Source organism: Vannielia litorea, from assembly GCF_018424695.1.
Lineage (GTDB): Bacteria > Pseudomonadota > Alphaproteobacteria > Rhodobacterales > Rhodobacteraceae > Vannielia > Vannielia litorea_A.
On record NZ_QTNQ01000061.1, the window covers coordinates 1 to 26,220 of the forward strand.

Below are 26,220 nucleotides of genomic sequence, written 5' to 3' on the forward strand. Positions count from 1 at the left end.
GGGCGGTAAGGCAGGGGCAAAGAGCTTGGAGGGTCCATGGGGTTCTGGGTGATTTCAGGAGGGCTGGCGCTGGTTGCGGTGCTGCTTCTGGCGCGCGCACTGCTGGCGCGGCGCGGCGCGGCGGAGGCGTCGGACGTGCCGGGCATCGGGCTGTACCGCGAGCAGCTTACGACGGTGAAAGCGGATGCGGCGGCGGGCCGGATCGACGCGGGCGAGGCCGCACGGCTGGAGTTGGAGATCAAGCGGCGCATCCTGGAGGCCGACCGCGCGGCGGCAGGCACGGATGGCCCGGCACGCGCGCCGCGCGAGCTGAGCCTCGGGCTTGCGGTGGGGCTGGCCGCCCTGGTGGCGGCGGGCAGCTTCGGGCTCTACTTCGTGCTGGGCGCGCCGGGCTACCCGGACACGCCGATCGCAGCCCGGCTGGAGGCGGCAGAGGCCTATCGCGTGAACCGGGCACGGCAGGAAACGGCGGCCGCGCGCTATGCAGAGAGCCTGCCCGACACACCCGATCCGCAGGTTTCGGAGGAGTTCCAAGCGCTGATGGGCCAGTTGCGGGAGACGGTGGCCAATCGCCCGAACGACTTGCAGGGCCATGTGCTGCTGGTGCGCAACGAGGCCGCCATCGGCAATTTCGGCGCGGCTGCCGAGGCGCAGCAGGAGGTTTTGCGGATCAAGGGCGATGGGGCGCAGGCGCAGGACTTCGTGCTGCTGGCCGAACTCTGGATCACGCAGGCGGGTGGCTACGTGTCACCCGAGGCGGAGGCGGTGCTGGGCGAGGCCCTGCGCCGGGACGGCGAGAACATGAATGCGCGCTACTACTGGGGCCTGATGCGGGCCCAGACCGGCCGGGCGGACCTTGCCTTCAACGTGTGGCGCTCGGTCGAGGGCAACGTGCCGCAAGGCGCGCCATGGGGGGCAGACCTGCCCCGCCAGATGGCTGCCGCCGCCCGCTCCGCAGGTGTGGATTACACACCCAAGGCAACGGTCCGCGGCCCAAGCGCGGCAGACATGGCTGCCGCAGAGGACATGAGCGACGAGGATCGGCAAGCCATGGTGCGCGGCATGGTCGAGGGGCTGGCGGAGGAACTGGCGACCGAGGGCGGGCCGCCGGAACGGTGGGCGCAGCTTGTGCGCGCCCTGGGCGTTCTGGGCGAGACAGACCGGCAGGCCGAGATCCTTTCCGAAGCGCGCGAGGTGTTTGCGGGCAATGACAGCGCGATTGCGATGATCGAGGCCGCCGCCGGGGCCGGCCAATGATCTTTGACAGCTTCGAGGACTTCGCCGCCGCCCTGCCCCGCACCGGCGCGCTGGCCGGGATCGACCTTGGCACCAAGACCGTGGGTGTGGCCGTCTCCGACGGGCTGCGCTCCGTCGCCACTCCGCTGGAAACGATCCGCCGCAAGAAATTCACCCAGGATGCCGAAGCGCTGATCGGTATTTTGAGCGCACGTTCAATAGCCGGGCTCGTGCTGGGCCTGCCGCGCAACATGGATGGCAGCGAGGGGCCGCGCGCGCAGAGCACCCGCGCCTTTGCCCGCAATCTATCGCGCCTCTGGGAGAGGCCGATGGGCTTCTGGGACGAGCGCCTGTCGACGGTGGCCGCCGAGCGTGCGCTGCTGGAGGCCGACACCTCGCGCGCCCGCCGCGCCGAGGTGATCGACCACGTGGCGGCGGGCTACATCCTGCAAGGCGCGCTCGACAGGCTCGCCTATATCGGGAGGGGCTGATGGACGAGCTCTGGCGCCGCGACGAGATCGAGAGCCCCTGCATCAAGATCTGCGTGATCCACCCGGAAACGCGGCTCTGCACCGGCTGCCTGCGCTCGATTGACGAAATCGCCGCATGGGGCCGGATGAGCCCGGAGGAGCGCCACGCCCTCATCGAAGAACTGCCGAACCGCGCGGGCGCACACCGCAAGCGGCGCGGCGGGCGCAACGGCCGGATGGCGCGACGGGACGGATAACGCCTTGCCGTGGGGGGCCAGCCCCCCACCCCCCCCGGAGGTATTTGCAGCAAGAAAATGGAACCTGGCGGGGACAATTTTAGCCGAATTGTCCATTTTCTTGCTGGAAAATACTCACTGAATCTCTTTTGGCGGCACCTTCGGCTCAGGCGGCGAGGCTGGTTTCCGGCAGCGCGGCGAGGGCGTGGTCGAGCACCTCCGGCCCGGCGCCATCGCGATGGGCTTCTTCGGAGAGGATGCGGCGCCAGGCGCGGGCTCCGGGTCGGCCCTGAAACAGGCCAAGCATGTGGCGGGTGATCTGGGCGAGCTTGCCGCCCGCCTCCAGATGGGCGGCGATGTAGGGGCGCATGGCCGCCACCACGTCGCGCCGGGTGGTGGCGCGCGGGGCTTCGCCGAAGATCTCCTCATCGACGCCCAGAAGCAGGCCCGGGTCGTGGTAGGCAGCGCGCCCGATCATCACGCCATCCATCCCGGCGTCGAGATGCGACCGGGCCTCGGCAAGCGTGGTGACGCCCCCGTTGATCGACAGGTGCAGGCCGGGAAACGCCGCCTTCATCTCTTGCACAAGGGTGTAATCGAGCGGCGGTACCTCGCGGTTTTCCTTGGGGCTGAGGCCCTGGAGCCAGGCCTTGCGGGCGTGGATGGTGACACGGCGCAGGCCGGTGCGTTCGATCATCTTGAGGAAGGCGGGCAGCACCTCTCGCGGCTCCTGCTCGTCGACGCCGATCCGGCACTTGGCCGTCACGGGGACCGAAACCGCCTCGCGCATGGCCGTGAGGCAGTCGGCCACCAGCTCGGGGGATTTCATCAGCACCGCGCCGAAGCAGCCCGATTTCACCCGGTCGGACGGGCAGCCGATGTTCAGGTTGACCTCCGCGTAGCCCGCCGCCTCCGCAAGGCGCGCCGCCTGCGCCAGCTCCTCCGGCTCGGAGCCGCCAAGCTGCACGGCGACCGGGTGCTCGGCTGCGTCAAACTCCAGCAGATGCACCGCTCCCCCCCGCACAAGGGCGGGTGCGGTGACCATCTCGGTGTAAAGCAGCGCGCGCCTGGTCATCTGCCGGTGGAAGAACCGGCAATGACGATCCGTCCAATCCATCATGGGCGCGACGGAAAGGCGGGCGGCGGATTCGGCGGTGTCTGTCATCTGTCTGAGGGGCTCGTGCGGTGCATCATTGTGGGCGCACCATAGTGGGCTGCACCTGCGGCGGCAAACGGCTGTGGCGCGGCCTGTGCGCGCCTTTTATCCCTGACGGGCCTTCTGGGCCATGGGCGTCATCCCGAAGCGCTCCTTGAAGTTGCGGGACAGCATCGCCGAAGAGCTGAAGCCCGTCGCAAGCGCGATTTCCATCACCGACATATCGGTTTCCATCAGCAGGCCGCGGGCGCGGTCGAGCCGGATGTTGCGGTAGACGGTGGCCGGGCTCTGGCCGAGGATGTTGCGGCAGAGGCGCTCGAGCTGGCGGCGCGACATGCCGGCCTCCTCGGCAAGCGCGTCAAGCGGGCGTGGCTCTTCGACGGCGGCGTGCATGGCGCGCAGGCAGCCCAGCAGCCGGGGGTTGCGCGACCCGATGGCGGTGGCGATGGACGATCTTTGCTCGTGGCGCGGATGGGTGTTGGCCCCCGAGAGGCACATGTCGGACACGGCAACTGCGAAATCGGGGCCGTGGTGCTCTGCCATGAGCGAGATCATCATCTCGGTGGCGGCCGCCCCTCCCCCGCATGTGAGCAGGTCGCCATCCACCTCGAAGCGGCGTTGGGTGGGCGCGAGGTCGGGGAACCTCTCGGAAAAGCCGGGCTGGTTCTCCCAGTGCAGGGTGAAGCGCCGCCCCGCGAGCAGGCCGGCACGGGCGAGCGAAGAGGCCCCGGTGCAGATGCTTCCCACCCGCCCGCCAAAGCGCGCGTGGCGGCGGATGGCCGCAATCTCTTCATTGGAGGCGACGTCGGTGTGCCGGTTGCCGGAGCAGACGAGCAGGTGCATGTCCTTCTCCAGCAGCGACAGATCGCCATGGGCCGCGACCTCGGCATAGGAGGAGGCGCGAACGGGCCTGCCATCCCCCGAGAGGATCACCCAGCCATAGAGCGGTTGCTGGGCCAGCTGGTTGGCGATGCGCAGCGGGTCGAGCGCGGCGCTGAAGGCCAGCAGGGTGAACTCTGGCAGCAGCAAGAAGCCGAACCAGCGCGTCGGGCCGGGATCGGAAAGCGGATAGGTGAAGGCCCCGCCGGGAACGAGGCTTGCGGTGTCTGGTCGGCCTTTGGTCATGCGTCCTCGCGGTCGGGCCCCGGTGATGCCTAGCACAAAACGGCGCCCGAAGCGGTATGCTACGGACGCCGCGATGTGACAACGGGTGCCGGGTCAGCCGACGGTGTTGAACTCCGGGCCATAGGGGTAGCCGGTGATGTTGTCGTGCCCCTCCTCGGTGATGATGAGTATGTCGTGCTCACGGTAGCCCCCTGCCCCGGGCTGGCCCTCGGGTATGGTGAGCATCGGCTCCATCGAAATCACCATGCCCGGCTCCAGCACGGTGTCGATATCCTCGCGCAGTTCGAGCCCGGCCTCGCGGCCATAGTAATGCGAGAGCACGCCGAAGCTGTGGCCGTAGCCGAAGGTGCGATATTGGAGCAGGTCGCGCTCGGCGAAGAAGCTGTTGATCTTTTGGGTGACCTCGGCGCAGGAGGCCCCCGGCTTCAGCAGGCTCATGCCGTACTCGTGGGCCGCCACGTTGGCCTCCCAGATCTTCAGCGAGGCGTCATCGACCTCGCCCACGAACATCGTGCGCTCAAGGGCGGTGTAATAGCCTGAAATCATTGGGAAGGCATTCAGGCTGAGGATATCGCCCCGGTGCAGCCTGCGCGCCGTGACAGGGTTGTGGGCGCCGTCGGTGTTGATGCCCGACTGGAACCAGACCCAGGTGTCGCGATATTCGGCCTCGGGGAAGCGGCGGGCGATTTCCAGCTCCATCGCGTCGCGCCCCTCCATGGCAACGTCGATCTCGCGCGCGCCTTCCCTGACGGCGTCCTTGATGGCATATCCGCCCACATCGGCCACTTGCGCGCCCTGGCGGATCAACGCCAGCTCGGCTTCGGATTTGTGCATCCGTTGCCGCATCGTGGCGGGGGCGATGTCCTGGGTGGCGGAGGGCTTCAGAAACTCGTCGAGCAGCGCCTTTTGCGCGAGGGTGATGTGATCGCCCTCATAGCCCACCACGCGGCCCTCGCCGGTGACGGAGCGGATGGCGCGCCAGTAGTTGTTTCGCTGCCAGTCGGTATAGGTGATGTTGTCACCATGGCCGCGCCGCCAGGGTTGGGCGGCGTCGATCCCGGCGGAGATGGTCACGCTTTCGGTGGGGGTGACGACGAGGCCGTAGGGGCGCCCGAAGGAGCAGTAGAGAAAGCCCGAGTAATAGGCGATGTTGTGCATCGAGGTGAAGACGCAGGCCTGCACCCCGGCCTTGTCCATGGCGGCGCGCAGGCCAGCCAGCCGGGCCTCGTATTCGGCGGGCTGGAAGGGCAAGACGCGCTCGCCCTGGTGGAAACGGTAGAATTCGGGACGGTCCATTCGCAAAATCCTTCTCGTGGACGTGGCCGCGGAAGGTGGATCTCCCCCGCCGCGGCAACGACAAAGCAAGATCCCGGCGTTCAGGATGGGGGGGTGGGCGCGCGTGCCCGCGCTGGCGACGCCATCGCCTGCCCTGCGGCGGTTATGGGCGATCGGGCAAGCCTCGGGCAAGCGGAAATTGCGATGCACGGTGCGGAGGGGCAGCCGCCGCTCCGCACCGCTTTCAAGCCGCCGAGAAGAGGGACTGATACTGCTCGCGCAGAAGGTTCTTTTGCACCTTGCCCATGGTGTTGCGCGGCAAGGCGTCGATGAGGCGGATCGCGCGCGGATGTTTGAAACGGGCCAGTTTCTCGCGGAGTTCGGCGTCGATGGCCTCGATGTCGGGGCTTGCGCCCTGCTCGGGCACGATGACGGCAACGGGGGTTTCGCCGAAGTCGGCGTGAGGCACGCCGATCACCGCGGATTCAAGCACGCCGGGCTGATCATCGAGCATCAGCTCGATTTCCTTCGGGTAGATGTTGTAGCCGCCTGAGATGATGAGATCCTTGCCGCGCCCGACGATATGCACGTAGCCCTCGGCGTCGATCCTGCCGAGATCGCCGGTGATGAAGAAGCCGTCTTCGCGCAGTTCGGCGGCGGTCTTTTCGGGCATCTGCCAGTAGCCCTGAAACACGTTGGGCCCGCGCACCTCGATCTGGCCCACCTCGCCATCGGGCAGGGTTGCGCCGGTGTCGGGGTCAGTGATCTTCAGCTCTACGCCGGGCAGTGGGAAGCCGACGGTGCCGGGGCGGCGCTCGCCGTCGTAGGGGTTGGAGGTGTTCATGTTGGTTTCGGTCATCCCGTAGCGCTCGAGGATGACGTGGCCGGTGCGGGCCTCGAAGGCCTTGTGGGTTTCCGCCAGCAGCGGCGCGGAGCCGGAGACGAAGAGGCGCATATGCGCGGTGGCCTCGCGGGTGAGGCGGGCGTCGTCCAGCAGGCGGGTGTAGAAGGTGGGCACGCCCATCATGGCGGTGGCCTCCGGCATCCGCGAAAGGATCACCTCCGGGTCGAATTTGGGCAGGAAGATCATCGCCCCGCCTGCCGCCAGCGTCACATTGGTGGCCACGAAGAGCCCGTGGGTGTGGAAGATCGGCAGCGCGTGGAGCAGCACGTCCTCGCCGGTGAAGCGCCAGTGCTCGGCCAGCGTGCGGGCGTTGGAGAGCAGGTTGCCGTGGCTCAGCATCGCACCCTTGGAGCGCCCGGTGGTGCCCGAGGTGTAGAGGAAGGCGGCGAGGTCATCTTCGCCACGCGCGACCGTGTCGAAGACCTCGGGGCAGCCTGCGGCGGCTTCGGTGAGGCTGCCGCTGCCATCGGCGGAAAGGGTGTGCAGCGCGGCACCCTGTGCCTCTGTCAGCGCGCGCAGAGTATCGGCCTTCGCCGGGTCGCAGACCACCAGCTTGGCGCCGGAGTTCTCGATGAAATAGCTCAGCTCGTCCGCGGTATAGGCGGTGTTGAGCGGCAGGAAGATGACGCCGGACTGCACGCAGGCGGCATAGAGCATCAGCGCTTCGGGCGACTTTTCCACCTGCGCGGCCAGTCGGTCGCCCGGTTGCAGCCCTGCCCCGGTCAGCGCATGGGCCAGCTGGGCGGCGCGGGCGAGGAAGCCGGCGTAGGTGATGCTGCCGCCCTCGGGAAGCAGCAGTAAGGGCGCGTCGCGGCCCGCGTGCTGGCCGAAAAGGGCATCGTAGAGCGTGTTCGTCATGGGGCTATTCTCCCTCAGGCAAGGGCTTTGTCGCCGGCGCTGGCCAGCGAACGGATCTCGGAAGAGGCGGCGATGTACCGGGTGGCGGCGAAGCGTTCGTGATTTTGCGACACGCGCGACAGGTCGTAGAGGTAATTCACCATCACCCCGGCGGATTGCGCGCGCCCGTTCTCGGAGAGGTCCGCGCCCGCGTGCACCCCGTGAACCGAAGCGCCGTTGCCGAGGTGGAAGCGGGCCACAGGGTCCAACGGCTGATCGTCGGCGCGTTTGGCCCGCGTCAGATACCAGGCGGCGAGCGCGCGCATCTGGGCGTCGTCCGACAGATCCTGCTCGGGCGCGGCCTCCTGCATCCAGCGCATCAGCCCGGGGATCGGTGACAGGGTGATGAAGGTTTTCACCCCCGGGAGCTCGATAGACAGATCGGCGGCCACCTGCTTGATGAGCGAATTGCCGAAGCTGATGCCGGCCAGCCCGTTCTGGCAGTTGGAGATGGAGTAGAACACCGCCGTATCGGCCTCCGCCTCATCCAGCTCCTCCCGGTCTTCGGCCAGAAGCGCCTGCACCGAGCCGGGGGTGCCCTTGGTCAGCGCGACCTCGACGAAGATCAGCGGCTCGTCGGGCATGGCCGGGTGGAAGAAGGCGAAGCAGCGCCGGTCGGGCGGCTCGACCCGGCGGCGCAGATCGTCCCAGCTGTGGATGGCGTGCACCGCCTCATAGGCGATGATCTTTTCGAGGATCGTGGCCGGGCTGTTCCAGTTGATCGGGCGCAGCACCAGAAAGCCGCGGTTGAACCAGGAGGCGAAGAGGTGGCGGAAGTCGAGATCGAGCGCCATCAGGCTGTCGTCCTGGCGTCCGAGGCGCAGCAGATCGGCCCGCATCTGAACCAGTGTATGGGTTGCGCCCGGCACCTGGTTGAGCCGACGGATCAGCTCTTGCCGGGGCGGCTCCGTGGCCTGAACGAAGGCCCTATAGCTGGCCTTCGTCTGGCCGTCCTCGTAGTCGGCCAGCGCCGCGCGCACCGCACCCACATCGACGGCCATCTCCTGCGCCAGGTGATGGAAAAAGGCGAGCTTTTCGTCATCGTCCAGCCCGGCGTAACCATCGAGGATGTTGCGGGCCAAGGCGATGCCCGAGATCTCTCCACGCGCGCCGATCAGGTCGGCGGCCTGTTCGGGCAGCGGGCGATCATCGGCCCGGGTGCCGCGCCACGGCGCGTGGCGGCGCTCGAAGACGGTGGAGAGCATATCGGCCAGAAGGGTCATACCTCTGCCCCCATGACGAAGTCGGGCAACCACACGGCCAGCCCGGGGAAGAGGCACAGCAGCACGATGGCAATCACCATGCAGGCGACATAGGGCAGCGAGCCCACCAGGATCGTCTTCAGCTTGATGTCGGGCGCGATGCCGTTGATGACGTAAAGGTTGAGCCCCACGGGCGGCGAGATGAGCCCGATTTCCATGTTGATCGTCAGCACCACGGCAAACCAGATCGGATCAAACCCGGCGGTGGTGATGATCGGCAGCAGGATCGGCGCGGCCATCAGGATCACCGCGACCGGCGGCAGGAAGAAGCCCGCCACCAGCAGGAAGAGGTTGATCAGCGCCATCAGCACCCAGCGATTGACCTCCAGATCCCCGATCCAGGCCGCGATGGACTGGGTGATGAAGAGCGAGGAGAGCATGTAGCTGAACACGCCTGCCGCGGCGATGATGAAGAGGATCATCACCGACTCCCGTGTGCTGTCGCGCAGCACCACCCAAAGCTGGCGCGGATCCCACAGCTTGTAGATCACCATGGCGATGAGGAGGCAGAGAAGCGCCCCCACCGCCGCCGTTTCCGACGGGGTCGCGATACCGCCATACATGGCGTAGAGCACGCCGAGGATGATGGCGATGAAGGGCAGGACGCGGGGCAGGATCTCCAGCTTCTGGCGCCACGTGTAGGGCGTAGAGCGCAGCACACGGGCGTCGCCCGAGGCCCAGGTGGAATAGAGCGACCAGCCCATGAAGAGCAGCACCAGCAGGAGGCCGGGGATGACCCCTGCGAGGAACAGCCGCCCGATCGAGGTTTCGGTGGCGATGCCGTAGACGATCATGGTCACGGAGGGCGGAATGAGAATACCCAGCGTACCGCCTGCGGCGATGGAGCCCGCCGCCACTGCATCGGGGTAGCCGCGCTTGCGCATCTCCGGGATGCCCATCTTGCCGATGGCGGCGCAGGTGGCCGGGCTGGAGCCGCTCATCGCCGAAAACAGCGCGCAGGCCCCGAGGTTGGACACAACGAGCCCGCCCGGCATGCGGGTGAGCCAGCGCTCCAGCGCCTCGTAGAGGTCGGCCCCCGCCCGGGTGGAGGCGATGGCCGCGCCCATGATGATGAACATCGGGATCGACAGCAGCGCGAAGTTGTCGAGCTTGCCGAAGAAGATTTCGGGCATGAGACTGAGCGACGACATGCCGTCGAAGACGATCAGGAAACCGGCTGAGACGACGAGCAGCCCGGCGGCTACGGATATGCCCGAGAGCAGCACGCCGACGGTGAACAGTGCAACCAGCAGGCCAAGTGTAAGCGGATCCATCAGTCGGCCCTTTCGGTGTTCGGGTCGGGCACCAGCCCCGCCTCTGGCTCAAGGCCGAAGGGCTGCTCGATGCCGGTCAGCATTGCGACGGTGTCGGCTGTGAGTTGTAGCGCGTAGAGCCCGAAGCCCAGCGGCAGCGCGAGGTAGGGCACCCAGAGCCGGGGGTTCCACGGGCTGTTGGAGGTTTCGCCCCAGTCCCAGGCTTCGTGCCAGAAGTGGTAGCCATGCCAGAGCATCACCCCGACCACGGCCAGCGTCAGCGCCAGCACGCCGAAGGCCAGCAGCTTGCGCGCGCCCGGCGGCAGCATCAGAGGCAGCAGGTCCACGTTGACGTGCCCGCGCAGGAACTGCACGTAGGGCAGCCCCAGCATGGTGGCGGCAACCATCATGTAGGTGACGCCCTCGGTCTGCCAGACGGTGCTGCCGTTCAGCACGAAGCGGATGAAGATCATCTGGCAAGTCACGCCGATGGAGGCGAGGATCAGAAGCGCCGCGATGACGCCCGCGATCTGAGACAGCAGGCCGACGGCGCGAAGAAAGATGTTGCCGCCGTGGCGTGCGGAGGCCACGGCGTGGGGCGAACCGGACATGGTGTCCTCATGGGGTTTGGGGAGTCAGGTTGCACCGGGAGCGCGCGGGGCACGCTCCCGGTGGCGAAGGTGATATCACTCGACGGAGAGAGCAAGATCCAGCAGCTTCTGCCCTTCGGGCGAGCCTTCGAGGAAGGCGGCGTAGGAGGTTTCCTGCGCGATAGCGCGCCAGGCATCGAACTGCTCCTTGGTCATTTCCGCGATTTCCACGCCATTCTCGGCGAAGGTGTCACGGGCTGCGCCATCCTGCTTCTTGGCCTCTTCGAGGTAGAAGGCCTCGGCCTTTTCGGCGGCGGCATCCAGCGCGGCGCGCTGCTCGTCGCTGAGCCCGTCATAGACCGATTTGTTCATCATCAGCGGCTGATACATGAACCACAGCGCATATTCGCCCGCCGGTGTGAAGCAGGCCACCTGCTCGTAGATGCGGTAGCTGACGAAGGACGAGGACGAGGTGTTGGCCGCGTCCAGAACGCCGGTTTGCATGGCGTTGTAGATCTCGGCCGAAGACATCGAGGCAATCGAGGCCCCTGCCCCGGCGAGCATCTGCTCAAAGGCCTTGCCTGCCGCGCGGGTTTGCAGCCCCTGCACATCCTCCGGCGCGGTGATGCACTTCTCGGTGCCGGCAAAGCCACCGGCGAGGTAGCCGTGCACCAGCACCATCACGTCATCGTCGGCCATGATCTTCTCGATCTCGCCCATAAACTCGGAATCGTTGAGGCGCGCGGCATGGTCGTGGTTTTTCACCAGCCCCGGCATCAGCGTGAGGTTATAGGCATTGCGCAGCCCGCCCGCATAGGAAAGCGGGAAGACGATCATGTCGACCTGCCCACGCGAGAGCGGCTTGTATTGCTCACGCGCCTTGAACAGCGACTGGCTGGGGAAAATCTGGATATCGAGGCCCACATCGGCAGCGGCGACCTCATCGGCGACCATCTGCGCCACCTTGTGGCGGACATCGCCCTCGGACCACTGGTGCGACAGGCGCAGGGTATCCTGGGCCTGGGCAACGCCAGCCCATGTGGCCAGCGCCGCAACGGCGGCGACGGTTTTGGTAAACTTCATGCTTATTCTCCTCCCGTGTCGGCCACCACATTGGGGGCGACCGAGTCGGATATTTGCAGTATTTGTTCTGTAGGTCAATCATCTTGTATACAAGAAAGTTATTCTTGTTCGGAATTTTTCGCAGTTGTATACAGGAAGAATGAACCAGAAGCGGGCCGATACAATCGCAGAACAGCTCGAGGCACTGATCCTCGAAGGGGCCTTCGCAGATGGCGACCGGCTGGACGAGGTGCAGCTTGCCGAACGGTTCGACGTTTCGCGCACGCCACTGCGCGAGGCCCTGCAACGGCTCGCGATTTCAGGCCTCGTCGAACATATTCCGCGCCGGGGTGTCTTTGTGCGTCAGCCCGGGCCGGTAGAGCTGATGGAGATGTTCGAGGTGATGGCCGAGTTGGAGGCCGCCTGCGCCCGGCTGGCCGCCACGCGGATCAACGATGATGCGCTGGAAGAGATGCGCGAGGCGAATGCCAAGTGCCTTACCGCCGTGGAAGCGCGCGACGCCGACCGCTACTACATCGAGAACGAGCGGTTTCATGCAATTCTCTACCGGCAGTCGGGCAACGGCTTTCTGGAGGAGGAATGCCGCCGGCTGCACCGCAGGCTCACGCCCTTCCGGCGGCGGCAGCTGCACCTGCGCGGACGGATGCCGCAATCCATGGCCGAACATGAGGCGATCGTCGCGGCGCTGGAGCGCGGCGATGCCGCTGCCGCTGCCGATGAAGTTCGCCGCCACGTGGCCGTGCAGGGCGAGAAGTTTCACCACCTGATGGCGGGGCTGAAAGCGGCGGGCTAAAGCGCGAAACGCGCGGCTCAGTCGCCGAAGGACACGTCCGACGCGCCGGCATCTGCGGCGCCGCCGCAGGAGATGGAATCGCCCACGCGGCCCGCCGGGATGCCGTTGACATAGACGCTGCCGGACCCCGCCGAAAGGCTGCGCGGATGCACCGGCGCCGGGCAGGTCGGGCAGGCGTGAGGCGCGTAGGGATCGCCCTTGCGCACCACCGCCTTGCCCTCGGCGTAAACGTCAGGCGAGGCCCCGATGGAGGGCGTAGGCGGAAAATGGCAGCTGTGGCCGGAACCGATATCTCCCAGACGCGTGACTTTTGGCACCTGTCGATCCTTCTTCTACCGTTCACCTGACATACCGGCCCGCAGAGCCGGTTCGGCGTGCATCCTAGCCCGCCCTGCCCCGCCTGTCATCTCGGCAGTGCGCCTTCAGCCCCGGACTGACGCCGCATGGCCACGCCTGTCAGAGCGCCGCCTTCACGGCGCGCGCGATGACAAGCTCTTCATTCGTGGGCAGCACAAGAGCCGGAAGGCCCGAGCTGATCCGCTCGTCGCCCGCCTCGTTCGCCACCGGATCGAGCGTGAACCCGAGGAAGGCCAGTGCTCTCAGCACGCGCGCCCGGATCGGGGCGGCGTTTTCGCCGATACCGCCGGTGAACACGAGGGCGTCGATCCCCTCCATCGCCACCGCCATCGCCGCCACCTCCTGCGCCACGCGGCTGACGAAATACTCCACCGCCTGCGCCGCCTCTTCCTCCTCGGACTCCAGAAGCGCGCGCATGTCGTTGGTCTTTCCAGAGAGGCCCTTGAGCCCGCTTTCGCGGTAGAGCACCCGCGTGATCTCTTCGGACGACATGCCCTGATCGTCGATCATCCAGAGCAGAACGCCCGGGTCCATCTGGCCCGGGCGGGTGCCCATGCAAAGGCCGGAGAGCGCCGAGAAGCCCATGGTGGAGGCAATCGAACGCCCGTTCTCGATGGCGCAGAGCGAGGCGCCGTTACCGAGGTGAGCCACCACCACGCGGCCCTCGTGCAGCGCCGGATAGGCGTCGGCCAGCTTGCCGGAAATGTAGTCGTATGACAGGCCGTGGAAGCCGTAGCGGCGCACACCCATGTCGTAAAACCGGCGCGGCAGGCCGTAGGTGTCATTCACCCAGGGGTGCCCCCGGTGGAAGGCCGTGTCGAAGACCGCCACCTGCACCACGCCCGGAAAGGCCTCGCGCGCGGCGCGAACGGCTGCCAGGTTGTGCGGCTGATGCAGCGGCGCGAGCGGCTCCAGCGCGGCAAGTTCCTCGGTATTGGCTGCATCCAGCACCAGCGGCGCCCCGTGATCCGGCCCCCCGTGCACCACCCGGTGGCCGACGCCCACCACCGGCCGCCCATCCAGATAGGGCTCGACCGCCTCCAGGATCGCCGCCACCGCCGCCCGGTGATCCGGGATGGCCATCCGGGTTTCGACCTTGGGCTGGCCGGGGATCTCGAGGTCGAGCTCGGCCTTCGGCGCGCCGATCCGCTCCACCTGCCCGCCGGCCTCCTCTTCAAGGCTCTCGGCATCGAACAGCCCGAACTTGATCGAGCTGGACCCGGCGTTCAGCGTGAGGATCGCGCTCATGCCCGACGACCGTTTTGGTAGAGCGCGGCCACGGCGCAGGAGGCGAGGCGCGCGGCGTCATCATCGGCCCGGCTGGTCAGGATCACCGGCACCTGCGCGCCGATCACGATGCCGCCCGCCTCGGCGTGGGCCACGAAGGTCAGCTCCTTGGCCAGCATGTTGCCCGCCTCCATGTTGGGCGCGACGAGTATTTCCGCCCGGCCGGCGACGAGGCCCTTGATGCCCTTGGTCTTGGCGGCGTCCACGTCGATGGCGTTGTCCATCGCCAGCGGCCCATCCACCAGCCCACCCTTGATCTGGCCACGATCCGCCATCTTGCTCAGAACGGCGGCGTCGATGGTGGAAGGGATCTTGGGGTTCACCGTCTCCACAGCGCTCAGCACCCCCACCTTCGGCTCGGCGATGCCCAGCGTATGAGCCAGGTCGATCGCGTTCTGGACGATATCCACCTTGGTCTCAAGGTCAGGCGTGATGTTGATCGCCGCGTCGGTGATCAGCAGCAGGTGCTCCAACCCCGGCACATCCATCACGAAGACATGGGAAATCTGCCGCCCGGTGCGCAAGCCCCCCTCCCGCGCGAAGACCGCGCCCAGAAGCTGGCCGGTGTGCAAATGCCCCTTCATCACCGCCTTCGCGCGGCCCTCGTGAACAAGCGAGACGCCGAGTTTGGCGGCCTTTGCATGATCCGGCTCGGCGATGATTTCGAGGGCGGAGATATCGCGGCCGATCTCCTCGGCAGCGGCGGCAATCTTCAGCGGATCGCCGATGAGGATGGGGGTGATGAGCGTGTGATCCCAGCCCAGCAGCGCCCCGCCGAGGCTGTTGGCCTCCTCGGGCGCAACCACGGCGGTGGGGATCGCGGGCAGCGGGCCGGCAAGGTCGATCAGCGCATCGAAATGCTTGTGTCGCCGCACCGTGAGGCCCGGAATGTCATCGGCCTTGAAACTCTGCGGATGTTCGGGGGCGAAGACCGTGGCTTCGCCGCGCACGATCACGGCGCCGTCGGACACCCGCGTGACGGTGGTGTGGAACCGTGCCACCCGATCCGCCTCCTTGGCCACCAGCACCACCTTCGTCACCACCTCGTCACCGGCAAAGGCGCGACCGCAAAACTCCAGATCCTGGCTGCGATAAAGCGTGCCCGGCCCGGGCAGCTGGTTGCCGAACACTGCCGAGATCTGGGCGGCCAGCCACATCGAGGGGGTCACCGCCTCGGGCAGCCCGTCACCATCGCCATCCTCGCGCGGCAGGTGCAGCGGGTTCAGGTTGCCCGAGCTGTTGGCAAAGACGTAAAGATCGTCGGCCAGCACCAGCCGCTTGCGCTCGGCCTCCATGCCAATTTCGAGCTGGTCATAGGGGGTATTGCTGAATTCCTGAATCATCCAAATGTCTCCCTGGAAATATCGCGGGCAGATTGGCGCAACCCGCCCGCCTTGGCCAGCCTTCCGGGCCTGCCATGCGCCTGTAACACCCCGGTGACACGGCGGGTGACCAAGTTTTGGGCCCCCGGCGCCGGATCGAGCGCAACACAGTGAAAAAGCCCCCCTCGCCCGCATTTTCTTGCTGAAAATACTCTGCCCTGCCCGTTCCCCCCGCGACACCGCCGGATCAGGAGCCCGAACCTTGCAACGCGCGGACAAAAAATGGAATGCGGCGCAAGCCGCACAATTTGGCAGCGGGTCAGATGCGGGTGAGCAGGGTGTTGATGGTCTTGCGGTAATCGGGCAGGCCGCCGGGCTCGCGCACCACCGGTGCCGAGGTCACAACCACGGCCCCCTTGCTGCCCGACATCTTGCGCTCGGCCCAGGCCTTCACGTAACCCACGTTCTTGCCCTTCAGGAACGGGTTGGCCCGGATCACGCCCGCGCCCAGCACGTCGATAAGCATCGCGTCATCGGGGTTGGACAGCACCACGGAGGCCCCCTTCGCGCCAAGGAAGTGGGCCAGGTAAAGGCGCCCCGCCGTGATCCCGTGGCCCCGGGCGCGCAGGTAGCTTTCCCCCTCCATCGCCAGCCGCTTCACCATTTCGCGGCTGATCGTCGGATCTGTGCGCAAGGCCAGAAGTTCGGCCCGCGAGAGGGTGGAGGCCAGGTCAGGCCGGTAGGTCTTCATCATCCGGATCCAGGTGCTTTCGATGAACTGGCCGAGGCCGGTGGCGCTGGAGAGCGGGTTCTTTGCCGAGGCGTTGCCGCCCGACTCCACCCGGATGATCTGGTTGACCAGCGCCTCCACCGCACCCGAGCTGTCGCCCGAGGCCACGGCCCCACCCGAGGGCACGGATGCCCCCAGCGGATCGATTGCTGTTCCGTTCAGGTAGAGCTCGAAGTGCAGGTGCGGCCCGGTGGAGCGCCCGGTGGTGCCGACATAGCCGATCACATCACCCGCCCGCACCCGCTGGCCGGGCTCGGAGCCGAACCGCGACAGGTGGGCATAGCGGGTTTCCATGCCGCCCGAGTGCGTCACCTTCAGCAGGTTGCCATAGCCGCCGCCCGGCCCGGCATAGCTGATGGTTCCATCGAAGGCGGCATAGATCGGCGTGCCGGTGGGGGCGGCCCAGTCGACACCCTTGTGCACGCGCACCGTTTTCAGGATGGGGTGGTGGCGCGGGCCGAAGCGCGAGGTGAGCACCCCTTTCACCGGCGTCACCATGCCGCCCACGAGGCCGCCACCGGTGCCCGCCTTGGGCTTCAGCCCGAAGCAGCCCATGTCGCCATCGGCGTTGGTGGCGTAGACGAAACACTCGATGTCTACCGACTCCCCCTGGATCGAGATGTAGAGGATGCGGCTGGCGCCGGTGCCACCGTCGTCGCCTTCGGCGGGCGGGGCGTAGAGGAAGCGCATCTTGTCACCAGGATTGGCGAAGGCCGAGAGGTCATGCTCTTTCGAGAGCAGGGCGATGGCCTCCCCCACGATGACGGAGGGAATGCCGTTGCGAATGGCCGCGGAGTAGAAGGCGTCGAGCATCCGGTAGCGCTGCTCGGTCACCTGCTCCTCTTCTTCCTCGCCGGCATAGTCGAAGAGCTCGTCCTCCACCCAGGGGTCGGAGCCGGGGCCGATTGCGCCCTCGTCGGTCAGCGCCAGCGTGCCGAAGAACACCTCGTTGTCGTAGATCGACATCTGGCGGAACGAGAGCGCGCCGCCCAGCTGCGGCTGGCCGCGCATGGCCACCACCTGCCCGGCGCTCAGGCCATCGAGTTGGAAGTAGTCGCGCGCTGCCTCGGCCACCGTCTTGGCCTCGGTCTCGTAGAATCCGTTGTCGACCAACAGGTCTTCCACCGCGCGGTCGTGCTGGATTTTTACGAAGATGTCGCGGTCGAGCTTGTCGCGCAGATCCTGCGGGCGGGTGTAGACGACGGAGGTGGTGTTTTCGATGACTGTCTCGGTATAGCCGGGCACACCGGCCTCTTCATCGCCGACGGCCTCGCCCCATCCGCCGGTTTCGTCGTCGAGCGCGGTTTCCTGGTAGCCTTCCGTCTCGGCGGCCTCGCCGAGCTCTTCGCTCACCGCCTCGGTGCCCCCCTCTTCCCCCAGCGCATCGGCCACCTCGCGGGTTTCTTCCGCCGTGGCCGCCTCGGCCTTCTGGGGCGCGCTCTTCTGGAGCTGGAAGAAGGCGAAGTCTTCCTGACTGGAGGGCAGCGTCGTGACGAAGCGCGCCTCGGTCGATACCATGACGTCGCTCACCAGAAGTAGCTCACCGCGCGGGGCGCGCGTGCCGCCTATCGTGGACGGGGCCTGGAGCTTCTTCTTGGTGTCCTCCCCGTTGTCGGAGAAACGGATGATCAGCGGGTCACCGGCGAGATCGACGAAGGCGGCGACGAAGGCCGAGGACGCGGCGGCGGTATCTTCATCGGAAGACACGGCGAATTGCTCTTCGAGGTCTTCGGCGGCGACATCGCTGCCGCCCGTGTTGAACGACCACTTGTCCCATGTCAGCCAGACACCGAGGCCGATCAGGGCGACCGGCACCACCAGCCCGAGCCCCAGCAGCACCCGGCCACGCGTGGCGGCGCGCTTGCGCCGCTTGGCGGCGCTGGCGGCCTGGGTGAAACGGGGGTCTATCTGGTCTTTCAGCACGGGGTCAGGATGGCGGTTTTCTCAGAATTTTCAACGCCCTTGAGCCTAACGGAAGACACCGGGCCGGGCGCGGTTGATCTTGGGCGGCACCTTCGCGCCGCTGGAGGATGTGGTGGGCTTGGTCGAGATGCGGGGCGTGCTGGTGCTGGGCGCGGTCGCGGGCGCGGGAGCGGCCACCTGCTTGACGACGGTGCGCGTGCCGCCCGAGCGGGCGGAGGCCACGCGGGTGGGCGCGGCAACCACGCCCTCGCAGACAACGCCCGGCTCCAGCGCGAGACGGCGATAGGCCAGCTCGGTCGGCTCGGCGCGCGCCTCCTCGGCGGTGACCTTGCCCTTGGCGGTGTAGTAGCGCAGCAGCGAGATGCGGCTGACCTTGCCCCAGAGCCCATCGACCGCCGCACGATGGCAGCCGACGCGGGCCAGCTCCTGCTGCACGCCCAGCGCGAGGTTTTCGGGCAGATCCACAGCTGCGAGCTCTTCCTCGCTCGGCCCCTCGGCGTCGCGTCCCTCCGAGACGGCCTCGGCGGCCTCGGCAGCGGCGACCTGGTCGGCCAGAGTTGGCGCCGCCTCTTCGCCTTCTGCCACATCGCCCTCCGCGACGGAGCGCGTTTCGTCCAGCATGGCGACCTCTTCGCCCGCGTCGGGGTCCGCGCTCTCCTCGTCGGGCACGTCCTCGATGGCGACGATGGGCTGGGCCTCGACCGCGGCGACATCGACCGTCTCTTCCTCCTCGACCACGAGGATCTCCAAGGTCACCCCGTTTTCTGCGAGGGCGCCCACCACGTTGCGGATGCTCTCCTCATCGAGGCCACCGATGGCGTCGAGGTCGGCCTCGGTGATGGTGGCCCCCGATTCTTCGACCGGCACGAAGTAAAACTGCGCGCGCAGCGACGACTGGTCCCAGGGCACCTGGGTTTCATGTGTGGCTTCCACAACCTCGTTGCGCACTTCGATCATCAGGTCGGAGATCGAAATGCCGGGCGTTTCCATGTGCTTGAGCAGCGAGAGGGTGAAAGGGCTGTTGCCGCCGATGCCATCGCGCGCCACGGCGCCCGGCTGGGTGGCGAAGGCCACGAAGCTGCCGGTGCCGGTATCGGGTTTGGCCAGGCCATCCGAGCCGCTTTCCGCGCGCAGCGACAGGGGCAGCGGCGTGTTGCGGCAGGCATCAAGGAAGAAGAGCGCCTGACGCCCCTCGCCAGAGAGCCGCGCCACGATGTCTTCGGAGAAGGACCAGGTTTCCGCCTCCAGCGCCTCGGCGCTGCGCAGTTCGGCGTCGGCGGGCACCAGCATGTTCTCGCCGTTCTGCTGGAACGCGTGGCCGGAATAGTAGAACAGGACGGTTTCGGCGGTTTCGGCCCGGGCGGCGAAGGCATCGAGCACGGGCGCAAGCCGGTCCTGCGGGGCGTCCGTGAGCAGCGTCACCTCGAAGCCAACGCGCTCAAGCGCCTGCGCCATGCCCTGCGCGTCGTTCACCGGGTTGGCGAGCGGCTGGAGCCCGGAGTAGGCCGCATTGCCCACCACAAGCGCGATCTTGCCTTCGGCAAGCGCGGCGCCGGGCGCCAGGGCGATGAGCAGCGCAAAGAGCCACCGGCGCGGGCGGCTCCATGGGCGGGACATGGAAGAAGAAGCAAGGAACACACCGGTCACAGAGGCCATGGCGCCCTCCCTATGGTCTCTCTCTCCGGCCTGACGTGGCCGGGCGATCTGCGGATCAGCGGAACACGCCAGCCCGCAGCTTCTTGGTCACGGTCTTCTTGGTACCACCCGAAGCCGTGCGCTTGGTGGTGGTGTTGCCCTTGATCCGCGGCTTGCTGGATGTGCGCGCCGAGGTCTTGGTGGTTGTCGCCTTCTTCTGGGCCGAGGCCGTACGGACCTTGGAGATTGCCTTGGAGGCTTTCTTGGAGGCCACCTGCTGCACGGCCTTACAGGCCACCTCGTCATCCGCCTTCAGGCGGCGCAGCAGCGAATTGCTGGGCTCCAGCTGGTCGGATGCGATCTTGCGGGCGGCGTAGTAGCGGAAGAGCGACACGCGAGAGCCTTTGCCCCAGTCGCCGTCAATCCGCATCCGGTAGCAGCCGAGGCGGCTCAGCTCGGTTTGCACTGCGGAGGCCAGCGCATCGCCGCTCAGTTCCGGCTCGGCGGGGGCGATGCCGGCCTCGCGGGCCTCGTCGCTGTTGCGGTCGATCTCCTGGCCCACGACACGGCTGCGCGGTGCGGCGCTGGTGGGCGAGAGCGAGCGGGTGGGCGCAAGACCGGCGAGGATGACGGCTTCACGCTCTTCGCCATCGGGGCCGATCACCTTGGTGCGGTTGCGGTTGGGGTCGGGCGGCACGGCGCCGGCCACTTCGGTGCCGGTCACCTCTTCGCCAGTGACTTCGGTGCCGGTCACGCGCTCTGCGCTGGCCACCTCGGTGCCGGTGACTTCCGACCCGGTGACCCGTTCGGCGCCCGCCACCTCGGTGCCGGTGACACGCTCGGCGCCGCCCGCACCTTCGGCGCGCTCGGCCTCGTTGGAGGCCACCACGGTTTCAGCATCGGCGGCACCGGCCTTCTCGGTGTCCCCCCCTGCGGCGACGCGCTCGGGGGCCTGGTCTCCGCCGATCACAACCACGGCACTGTCGCCGCCATCGGCCTTCTCGGCCTCGTTGGAGGCCACCACGGTTTCACCGCCGGCCTTGTCAGGCGTTTCGACCGGGGTGTTCTCGTCGGGAACGTCGACGATATCGACGATGGCCACAGCCTCGACGATCTCCTCGACCTCTTCCTCGACTTCCTCGATCACGATGTTGGTGCCCGAGTTCCCCAGCGCCGCCAGCAGGCGCTTGCGGGTTTCGGGATCGAGCGCGGCGATCAACTCGTAGTCGGCGTCGGTCAGCTCGGCGGTCTGCTCGACCTGCGGGTTGAAGTAGAACTGGGCGCGCAGGGACGACTGATCCCACGGGGTTTGCCGGCCAAAGGTTTCGCTCTCCACGTCATTGCGCACGCGGATCATGAGGTCGGAGACCGAGATGCCCGGCTCCTCGATGTGCTGAAGCAGAGCCTGGGTGAAGGGCGAGTTCTCCCCTGCCCCGTCGGAGGTGACGTTGTTGGGCTGGGTGGCGAAGGCGACAAAGGTGCCTGAGCCCTTTTCCATCTGGGCCAAGCCCTGGGTGCCCTCGGATTGCATGCTCTCGGGCAGCGGGTTGTTGCGGCAGGCGTCGAGGAAGATCAGCGTCTGGCGGTTCTTGTCCGAGAGGCGCTTCACGATCTCGTCGAGCCGCCATGTTTCCTGCTCGATCGCCTCGCGGGAGGCCAGCGTGGCATCCTTGGGCACGAGGTAGTTGGCCCCGCCCAGCTGGAAGGCGTGGCCGGAGAAGAAGAACATCGCGCTCTCCGCCCCCTCAGCCTCGGCGGCGAAGGTATCGAGCCTGGTCCAGAAATCGGCCTCAGTGGCGTCGGTCAGCAGGGTAACTTCGAAATCGAGACGTTCCAACGAGGCGGCCAGATCCTGCGCGTCGTTGGTGGCGTTTTTCAGGGCATAGACGTTGTCGTAGGCGGCGTTGCCCACCACCAGCGCCACCCGCTTGGCCTCGGCTGTCAGCGTGGCGGCGGTGACGAAGATCAGCGCCAGCGGCGCGCTCCGTGCCGCCCGGCCCAGCCCTGCCCTGCGGGCAGCGCCGCCGACGAGAGCAGACGCCGAGCGCAGCCCCATGCCTGCACGTGCGATCCTGCGGGAAAAGCTCTGGGGGGTGGGCGTTGTCGCCATGGTCATCCGCCAATCATCTCTGGGTCAAAAAAACTTCGGCTCACCTTAGCCGAAAGGGGGCGTAAATGCGAGCCTGTGGGGTTCAAATCTTTGTCTTCAACTAGATGTGAATGCTCCTGCTCCCTGTCAACCACCCTCACCCGCCCCCTGGCGGGGTGATGAACAGCGTCCAGCGCACGGTGGCCTGGGTGTCGACCTCGTGGAACATCGCCGCCCGGTGGCCGCGCTCCCAGCAGTTTTCGATCCCCTCGATCTCGAAGGCTTTCGCGCCGATGCACATCGAGACGGTGCCATCGAGAATCGGCTGCCCGAACACGTCGGTCGCATAAACGTAGATATACCGGTTGGTGAGCTCTTCCTTGATGACGTTCGCGCATTGGTTGGTGCCGATCGTCCACCAGCCCTCGGTCTGGAACTGGCTGTCAACCAGTTGTGCAATGGCGACGTTGATCACGTCGAAACTCTGGTTACAGACTGCAAATTCTGCCCGTGCGGGTGCTGCAAACGTTGCAGGGGCGACACAGGCCAGGGCAGCGAGAGCAGTGTTTCTCAAAGGTATTTTCCGCGTCATGGCGCGACTTAAGCCGCTTTTGAGGGGCTGGGCAAGAAATGGCCATTATTCCGCCGCAGATTGAAAACAATCCGGTTACAGGTTATGGTCATTCCAACGCTGGAGAAAGACCATGACTCAGAAGTACCTGAAGACGTTCGTCGCCCTGTCTGCGATGACCATGGTTCTTGCCGCCCCTGCAACGGCGCAGATCGCCAAGTTCCACATGATGACCCCCGCCATGCCCGGCCTGACCAAGGCCGACAGGATCGCCTCCGACGAGGAGGGCGTGGCAGACTTCCTTGGTGCGACAACCGAGATGTCGGAAAAGGAAGCAGCCTCGCTCAGCGAAATGCGGGACGCGGAAAGCGTGTTTGCGGGCACCGGTGAGGACAACGGCAGGTCTGACGGCCCGCTGGCCGACAGCATCGACGAGCTCTTCGCCAATGACGTCCGGGCGGACGATGGCGGCGAAGTTCGACCGCCCTCCCGCCCCGACATCTTCGCCTCGGCCGACGATTTCGATGGCGACATCCCGATTGCCAGCCGCCCTGAAGCCGGTCGTCAGGTGGTGGTGAAGACGCGCACGAAGAGCCCGCGCGGCGGCTCCAAGATCAAACCGCGTGCGCTCTGGAGCGTCGGCGAGTTCCGCTGATCCGATAGGGCCAGCGCCGCGAAGCGCGGCACGAGCCTGACATAGATGAAGAGCCCGGAGGCGATTTCGCCGTCCGGGCTATTTGCTTGTCCTGCAGTGCGTCGCGCCACCGCCCCCGCAGGTGGCGAGGCCTGCCGATTGCCCTCCCGCTGCCCTCGCGTCACGCGGTTTTTGCAACCGAAGGCTTTGCGCTTGGGCAGGGGCGTGCTAGCACTTCTGGGATAAGAACTCATCGTAACGGGGGGAGGCGCGACGTGCCTGTTCTGAAAACCTTTTCTTCCACGCTTCTCGCAACGGCCATGGTCGCCGGCATGGCGCTTCCTGCCTTTGCCCAGGCCGGGAATTTCGGCCTTGAGCTCAACGCCGCACGTGACGTTGGCGAGGGATGTCGGCTGACCTACGTGGCCACCAACAACACCGGAGAAGGCCTTGAGAAGGCCAGCTACGAGGTGGCCGTGTTCGATCAGGATGGCGTGGTTTCGCGGCTTCTGATCCTGGAGTTCGGCCAGCTTCAGGCCGACAAGACCAAGGTCGTCCAGTTCGACCTTGCCGACATGGCCTGCTCGAATATCTCGCGCCTGCTTGTCAATTCTGTGAGCGAGTGCGAGGGCGCCGGCGGTGCCTCGCCCGATTGCATGGCCGGGCTCACAACCTCGTCGCGTGCGGAGATCCAGTTCGGCCTGTAAGGCCACCGATGGACGCACCACTCGGGAGTGACGGATGGATGCCTATTTGCCCGAAGGGCTGAACGGCTACGCCTGGGCGATTCTGGCTGTGCTGGCGCTTGCCTCGCTGGTGGCGTTGACGGTGGCGCTCTTCAAGATCTTCCAATTCATGCGGCTGGGGGTCGGGCGGCGCAAGCTGCCCGCCCAGATTGTCGACAAGTACCTGCGCGGCGATGGCGACGGGGCGCTGGCAATGGCCGACAAGCGCAACACCTCTGCCGTGCGGGTGCTCTTTGCCGCCCTCTCCGCCCTGCGCCAGAACCCCGGGGACCGGGATTTTGCCCGTGAGCTGGCCACCCAGACGGCGCTGGATGAGCTGGCGCTGATGGGCCGCCGGATGAACGCGCTTGAGGCGGTGGTCCAGGCCGCACCCATGCTGGGCCTTCTGGGCACCGTGGTGGGCATGATCGAGGCCTTCGGGCGCCTCAGCCAGGCCGAGGGAGCGGTGGACCCGAGCGTGCTGGCAGGCGGCATCTGGACGGCCCTGATCACCACCGCCGTGGGCCTCGCCATCGCCATCTTCTTCTATTTCATCTCGCTCTGGCTCGAAGGCCGCATCGCCCGCGAGCGCGAGGCGCTGGAGCGGCTGATATCGACCGTGTTGCACGGGCGGGTGGAGACCCGGCCGGGCAAGACGATCGTGTAAGCGGCGGGGCGCGGGAAGGTGTCGGGCAAGACGGTGATCGGTGGCCCGATGCCCCACGCGGCGGGCCTGTCGGGCGGCGCCGGGCACACGGTTGTCGGCGCGGCGATGCCCACCAGCGGCACCCGGAGCGGCGATGTCTACCTGCCCGATCCGCGCGGCGACCGGAAAGCGCCCTTTGCCCTCACCCCGCTGGCGGACGTGATGTTCCAGCTGCTGATCTTCTTCATGCTCTCCACCTCGCTCGCCCCCTATTCGCTCATCACCCTCGGCACACCCGCCGCCGCCACCGGCCAAAGCACCGCCGCGCCGGAGGCGCCGGGTGGCGGGGCGCAGAGCATCGTCATCTGGCACGTGGGCCGGGGCGAGCTGCGCGCGGGCGCGGCCACCCTGCCGCTCGATGCGCTGCCGCAGGTGATCCCGGCGCTGAAGGAGAAGGGGCTGGAAGAGATCCTGCTCTTCACCACGCCGGTCGCCACCACGCAGGATGTGGCCACCGTGATTGAGGCGATCCGCGTTGGCGAGGTGGCCAAGCTGCGCCTGATCGGGAAGCCGGGGCTGTGACCCGGCGCGCCGCTCATCCGCCCTTCGAGGCGTCTTCGCGGCGCTCCACCTGGCGCAGTACGGGACATGTTCCGTCTGGGCCCTGCCCGGGAGGGCGCCGCTGATGCTCGCCTCCAAGCTCGAAGCCCAACGCCACCGCCGCCGCCCCGATTTCGGCCTCGCGCAGGTCAACATCGTGCTGCTGCTCGTCCTCTTCTTCCTCGTCGTCGGCACCATCGTGGAAACCGACGAACTGGCCGTCGACCTGGCCGAAACCGCCGACCTGCCGCTGGAGCGCCTGCCCCGCCCTCTCCTGTTGATCGACGGCACGGGCAGCTGGTCGCTCGACGGGGCGCCGATGGAAGAGGCCGCCGTGGTTGAAGCCCTGCGTGCGCCCCCGCCTGAAGGCCAGCCAAACGCAGTCTACATCCTCGCCCCACGCGAGATGCCCGCCGACCGGCTGCTGCGCGCGATGCAGGTGCTGCTGCCCGCCGGGCGCACGGTGAAGCTGGTGACGCTGAAGGCGGGAGGCCCGGAATGAGCGACGCGACCGGCCCCGTTCAATACATCGAGCCGCGCACGCAAACCGAGATCGTGCTCTGGCTCGCCGCGCTTCTGTTGGCCGTCGCGGCCCATCTGGCCGCGATCACCTGGGCGCGCGAGCGGATGCCCGAGCCCATCGCCGACGAACCCGCCATCGAGACCGAGGTGACGGTGGAGATGATCGAAATGGCCACCCGGTCGGCCCAGCCCACGGTCGCCGAGGCCGAAGCGGTGGAGGCAGCCGAAGCGCCGTCCCGGCCCGAAGCGGCCCCGACGGTGGCCGAGGCGGAGCGGGCCGACCCGGTTGCCGACTCCAGCGCCGTGGCAGCCCCCGCCGAGCGGGTTCGCAGCCAGCCCGCGCCCACTGCCGCCGAACCGGTGAGCGACGGGGCCACCCGGATCACCGGCGCCCCGGTCGCCGCCCAGTCCGGCGCCGCCCCGGCCGCGCGTGCCGAGACGGCCCAGGCCGCGCGCGCCGAAGAGGTGCAGGAGGCGCGCGAGGCCACGCCGGCGCGTATCACCGCCGCCCCGGTGGTGGCCGATGAGGCCGCGCGCCCCGAGATCGCAAGCGCCGAGCGCCCGCCCGAAGAGGTGCCCGAAACCGCGACCGCCCGCGTGGCGGAAGACAGGATCGTGGCGGGCGAGGATGAAGGCCGCGAGCGGGTGCGAAGCGAGGCCGAGGTGGAGGCGCAGGCAGCCGTGCGCGAGACCGGCGAGGTGCAGGTGGCCGCCGCGCCCGAGCCCGCGCCGGAGCCAAGGGTTGCGCCCTCCGAGGCCCCGCCCGCCGATACCGTGGCCCCCGCCGCCGCACCGGAGCGGATAGCGGCACAACCCGCCATCCCCGAAGGTATGACACC

At 67.3% G+C, this 26,220-nt stretch carries 24 protein-coding genes and 1 pseudogene; 10 read left to right on the top strand and 15 right to left on the bottom strand.

Annotation, left to right across the window (positions count from 1 at the left end; translation table 11 throughout):
• Window positions 1-36 precede the first annotated feature (36 nt).
• The 3 genes from ccmI to DYI42_RS17260 are packed head-to-tail and all read left to right on the top strand — an operon-like array spanning window position 37 to window position 1,963.
• The gene (gene ccmI / locus DYI42_RS17250) at window positions 37-1,257 is read left to right on the top strand and encodes a c-type cytochrome biogenesis protein CcmI (RefSeq protein WP_213547475.1); all 1,221 of its coding nucleotides are present in this window, start codon (window positions 37-39) and stop codon (window positions 1,255-1,257) included.
• Window positions 1,254-1,727, top strand: a complete 474-nt coding sequence (ruvX, locus tag DYI42_RS17255; protein WP_213547485.1) for a Holliday junction resolvase RuvX — start codon at window positions 1,254-1,256, stop codon at window positions 1,725-1,727. Before ccmI ends, ruvX begins: the two co-directional genes overlap by 4 nt.
• On the top strand, window positions 1,727-1,963 hold the full coding sequence (locus DYI42_RS17260; protein WP_440870648.1) for a DUF1289 domain-containing protein: 237 nt from the start codon (window positions 1,727-1,729) through the stop codon (window positions 1,961-1,963). The genes ruvX and DYI42_RS17260 overlap by 1 nt, the downstream gene beginning before the upstream one ends.
• 145 nt (window positions 1,964-2,108) lie before the next feature.
• Here DYI42_RS17260 and dusA read toward each other — a convergent pair whose 3' ends face one another.
• From dusA to dctP, 8 genes are all read right to left on the bottom strand, one after another.
• Entirely contained in the window at window positions 2,109-3,107 is a 999-nt protein-coding gene (gene dusA, locus DYI42_RS17265) for a tRNA dihydrouridine(20/20a) synthase DusA (protein WP_213547487.1), read from the bottom strand.
• Window positions 3,108-3,203: 96 nt separating this feature from the next.
• On the bottom strand, window positions 3,204-4,223 hold the full coding sequence (locus tag DYI42_RS17270) for a GlxA family transcriptional regulator (RefSeq protein WP_213547489.1): 1,020 nt from the start codon (window positions 4,221-4,223) through the stop codon (window positions 3,204-3,206).
• A gap of 93 nt (window positions 4,224-4,316) precedes the next feature.
• Entirely contained in the window at window positions 4,317-5,519 is a 1,203-nt protein-coding gene (locus DYI42_RS17275) for an aminopeptidase P family protein (RefSeq protein WP_213547492.1), read from the bottom strand.
• Between the two features lie 223 nt (window positions 5,520-5,742).
• Window positions 5,743-7,260: a malonate--CoA ligase gene (locus DYI42_RS17280; protein WP_213547494.1), complete on the bottom strand. Its 1,518-nt coding sequence runs from the start codon at window positions 7,258-7,260 to the stop codon at window positions 5,743-5,745.
• A gap of 14 nt (window positions 7,261-7,274) precedes the next feature.
• A complete protein-coding gene (locus DYI42_RS17285; protein WP_213547497.1) occupies window positions 7,275-8,522 on the bottom strand; it encodes a malonyl-CoA decarboxylase in 1,248 nt (415 codons plus the stop codon).
• Window positions 8,519-9,835 carry a TRAP transporter large permease gene (locus tag DYI42_RS17290; protein WP_213547499.1) on the bottom strand — a complete coding sequence of 439 codons (1,317 nt, stop codon included), beginning with the start codon at window positions 9,833-9,835 and terminating at the stop codon, window positions 8,519-8,521. The genes DYI42_RS17285 and DYI42_RS17290 overlap by 4 nt, the downstream gene beginning before the upstream one ends.
• Window positions 9,835-10,425 carry a TRAP transporter small permease subunit gene (locus DYI42_RS17295; RefSeq protein WP_213547501.1) on the bottom strand — a complete coding sequence of 197 codons (591 nt, stop codon included), beginning with the start codon at window positions 10,423-10,425 and terminating at the stop codon, window positions 9,835-9,837. Before DYI42_RS17295 ends, DYI42_RS17290 begins: the two co-directional genes overlap by 1 nt.
• Before the next feature lie 75 nt (window positions 10,426-10,500).
• Entirely contained in the window at window positions 10,501-11,487 is a 987-nt protein-coding gene (gene dctP, locus DYI42_RS17300) for a TRAP transporter substrate-binding protein DctP (protein WP_213547503.1), read from the bottom strand.
• A gap of 139 nt (window positions 11,488-11,626) precedes the next feature.
• On the opposite strand from dctP, the gene DYI42_RS17305 reads away from it, so the two are divergent.
• Complete coding sequence (locus DYI42_RS17305; RefSeq protein WP_213547505.1) at window positions 11,627-12,280, top strand: GntR family transcriptional regulator; 654 nt, start codon at window positions 11,627-11,629, stop codon at window positions 12,278-12,280.
• Window positions 12,281-12,297: 17 nt separating this feature from the next.
• On the opposite strand, the gene DYI42_RS17310 is transcribed toward DYI42_RS17305, so the two are convergent.
• The 7 genes from DYI42_RS17310 to DYI42_RS17340 form a co-directional block, all read right to left on the bottom strand.
• On the bottom strand, window positions 12,298-12,597 hold the full coding sequence (locus DYI42_RS17310; RefSeq protein WP_213547507.1) for a PAAR domain-containing protein: 300 nt from the start codon (window positions 12,595-12,597) through the stop codon (window positions 12,298-12,300).
• 139 nt (window positions 12,598-12,736) lie between these two features.
• On the bottom strand, window positions 12,737-13,885 hold the full coding sequence (locus DYI42_RS17315) for an acetate/propionate family kinase (RefSeq protein ID WP_213547509.1): 1,149 nt from the start codon (window positions 13,883-13,885) through the stop codon (window positions 12,737-12,739).
• Window positions 13,882-15,267, bottom strand: coding sequence for a bifunctional enoyl-CoA hydratase/phosphate acetyltransferase (locus DYI42_RS17320; RefSeq protein ID WP_213547511.1), 1,386 nt, complete (start codon window positions 15,265-15,267; stop codon window positions 13,882-13,884). Before DYI42_RS17320 ends, DYI42_RS17315 begins: the two co-directional genes overlap by 4 nt.
• Before the next feature lie 298 nt (window positions 15,268-15,565).
• On the bottom strand, window positions 15,566-17,959 hold the full coding sequence (locus tag DYI42_RS17325; RefSeq protein WP_213547513.1) for a peptidoglycan DD-metalloendopeptidase family protein: 2,394 nt from the start codon (window positions 17,957-17,959) through the stop codon (window positions 15,566-15,568).
• Window positions 17,960-18,004: 45 nt separating this feature from the next.
• Complete coding sequence (locus tag DYI42_RS17330; RefSeq protein ID WP_213547515.1) at window positions 18,005-19,615, bottom strand: caspase family protein; 1,611 nt, start codon at window positions 19,613-19,615, stop codon at window positions 18,005-18,007.
• 55 nt (window positions 19,616-19,670) lie between these two features.
• Entirely contained in the window at window positions 19,671-21,710 is a 2,040-nt protein-coding gene (locus DYI42_RS17335; protein ID WP_213547516.1) for a caspase family protein, read from the bottom strand.
• 130 nt (window positions 21,711-21,840) lie between these two features.
• Window positions 21,841-22,275, bottom strand: coding sequence for a DUF1036 domain-containing protein (locus tag DYI42_RS17340; RefSeq protein WP_244867993.1), 435 nt, complete (start codon window positions 22,273-22,275; stop codon window positions 21,841-21,843).
• Window positions 22,276-22,387: 112 nt separating this feature from the next.
• Between DYI42_RS17340 and DYI42_RS17345 the strand changes: the two genes are divergently transcribed.
• From DYI42_RS17345 to DYI42_RS17370, 6 genes and pseudogenes are all read left to right on the top strand, one after another.
• The gene (locus DYI42_RS17345; protein ID WP_213547521.1) at window positions 22,388-22,909 is read left to right on the top strand and encodes a hypothetical protein; all 522 of its coding nucleotides are present in this window, start codon (window positions 22,388-22,390) and stop codon (window positions 22,907-22,909) included.
• A gap of 254 nt (window positions 22,910-23,163) precedes the next feature.
• Window positions 23,164-23,595 (top strand): hypothetical protein, encoded by a 432-nt coding sequence (locus DYI42_RS17350; protein WP_342344689.1) that lies wholly within the window; start codon window positions 23,164-23,166, stop codon window positions 23,593-23,595.
• A 34-nt stretch (window positions 23,596-23,629) separates the two neighbouring features.
• Window positions 23,630-24,280: a MotA/TolQ/ExbB proton channel family protein gene (locus tag DYI42_RS17355; protein WP_213547523.1), complete on the top strand. Its 651-nt coding sequence runs from the start codon at window positions 23,630-23,632 to the stop codon at window positions 24,278-24,280.
• An 18-nt stretch (window positions 24,281-24,298) separates the two neighbouring features.
• Window positions 24,299-24,841 (top strand): ExbD/TolR family protein, encoded by a 543-nt coding sequence (locus DYI42_RS24325; RefSeq protein ID WP_213547525.1) that lies wholly within the window; start codon window positions 24,299-24,301, stop codon window positions 24,839-24,841.
• A 103-nt stretch (window positions 24,842-24,944) separates the two neighbouring features.
• The gene (locus DYI42_RS17365) at window positions 24,945-25,361 is read left to right on the top strand and encodes a biopolymer transporter ExbD (protein WP_213547527.1); all 417 of its coding nucleotides are present in this window, start codon (window positions 24,945-24,947) and stop codon (window positions 25,359-25,361) included.
• Window positions 25,358-26,220 (top strand): annotated as a pseudogene (locus DYI42_RS17370) (hypothetical protein); the annotation flags it as partial. The gene DYI42_RS17365 and the pseudogene DYI42_RS17370, both read left to right, overlap by 4 nt.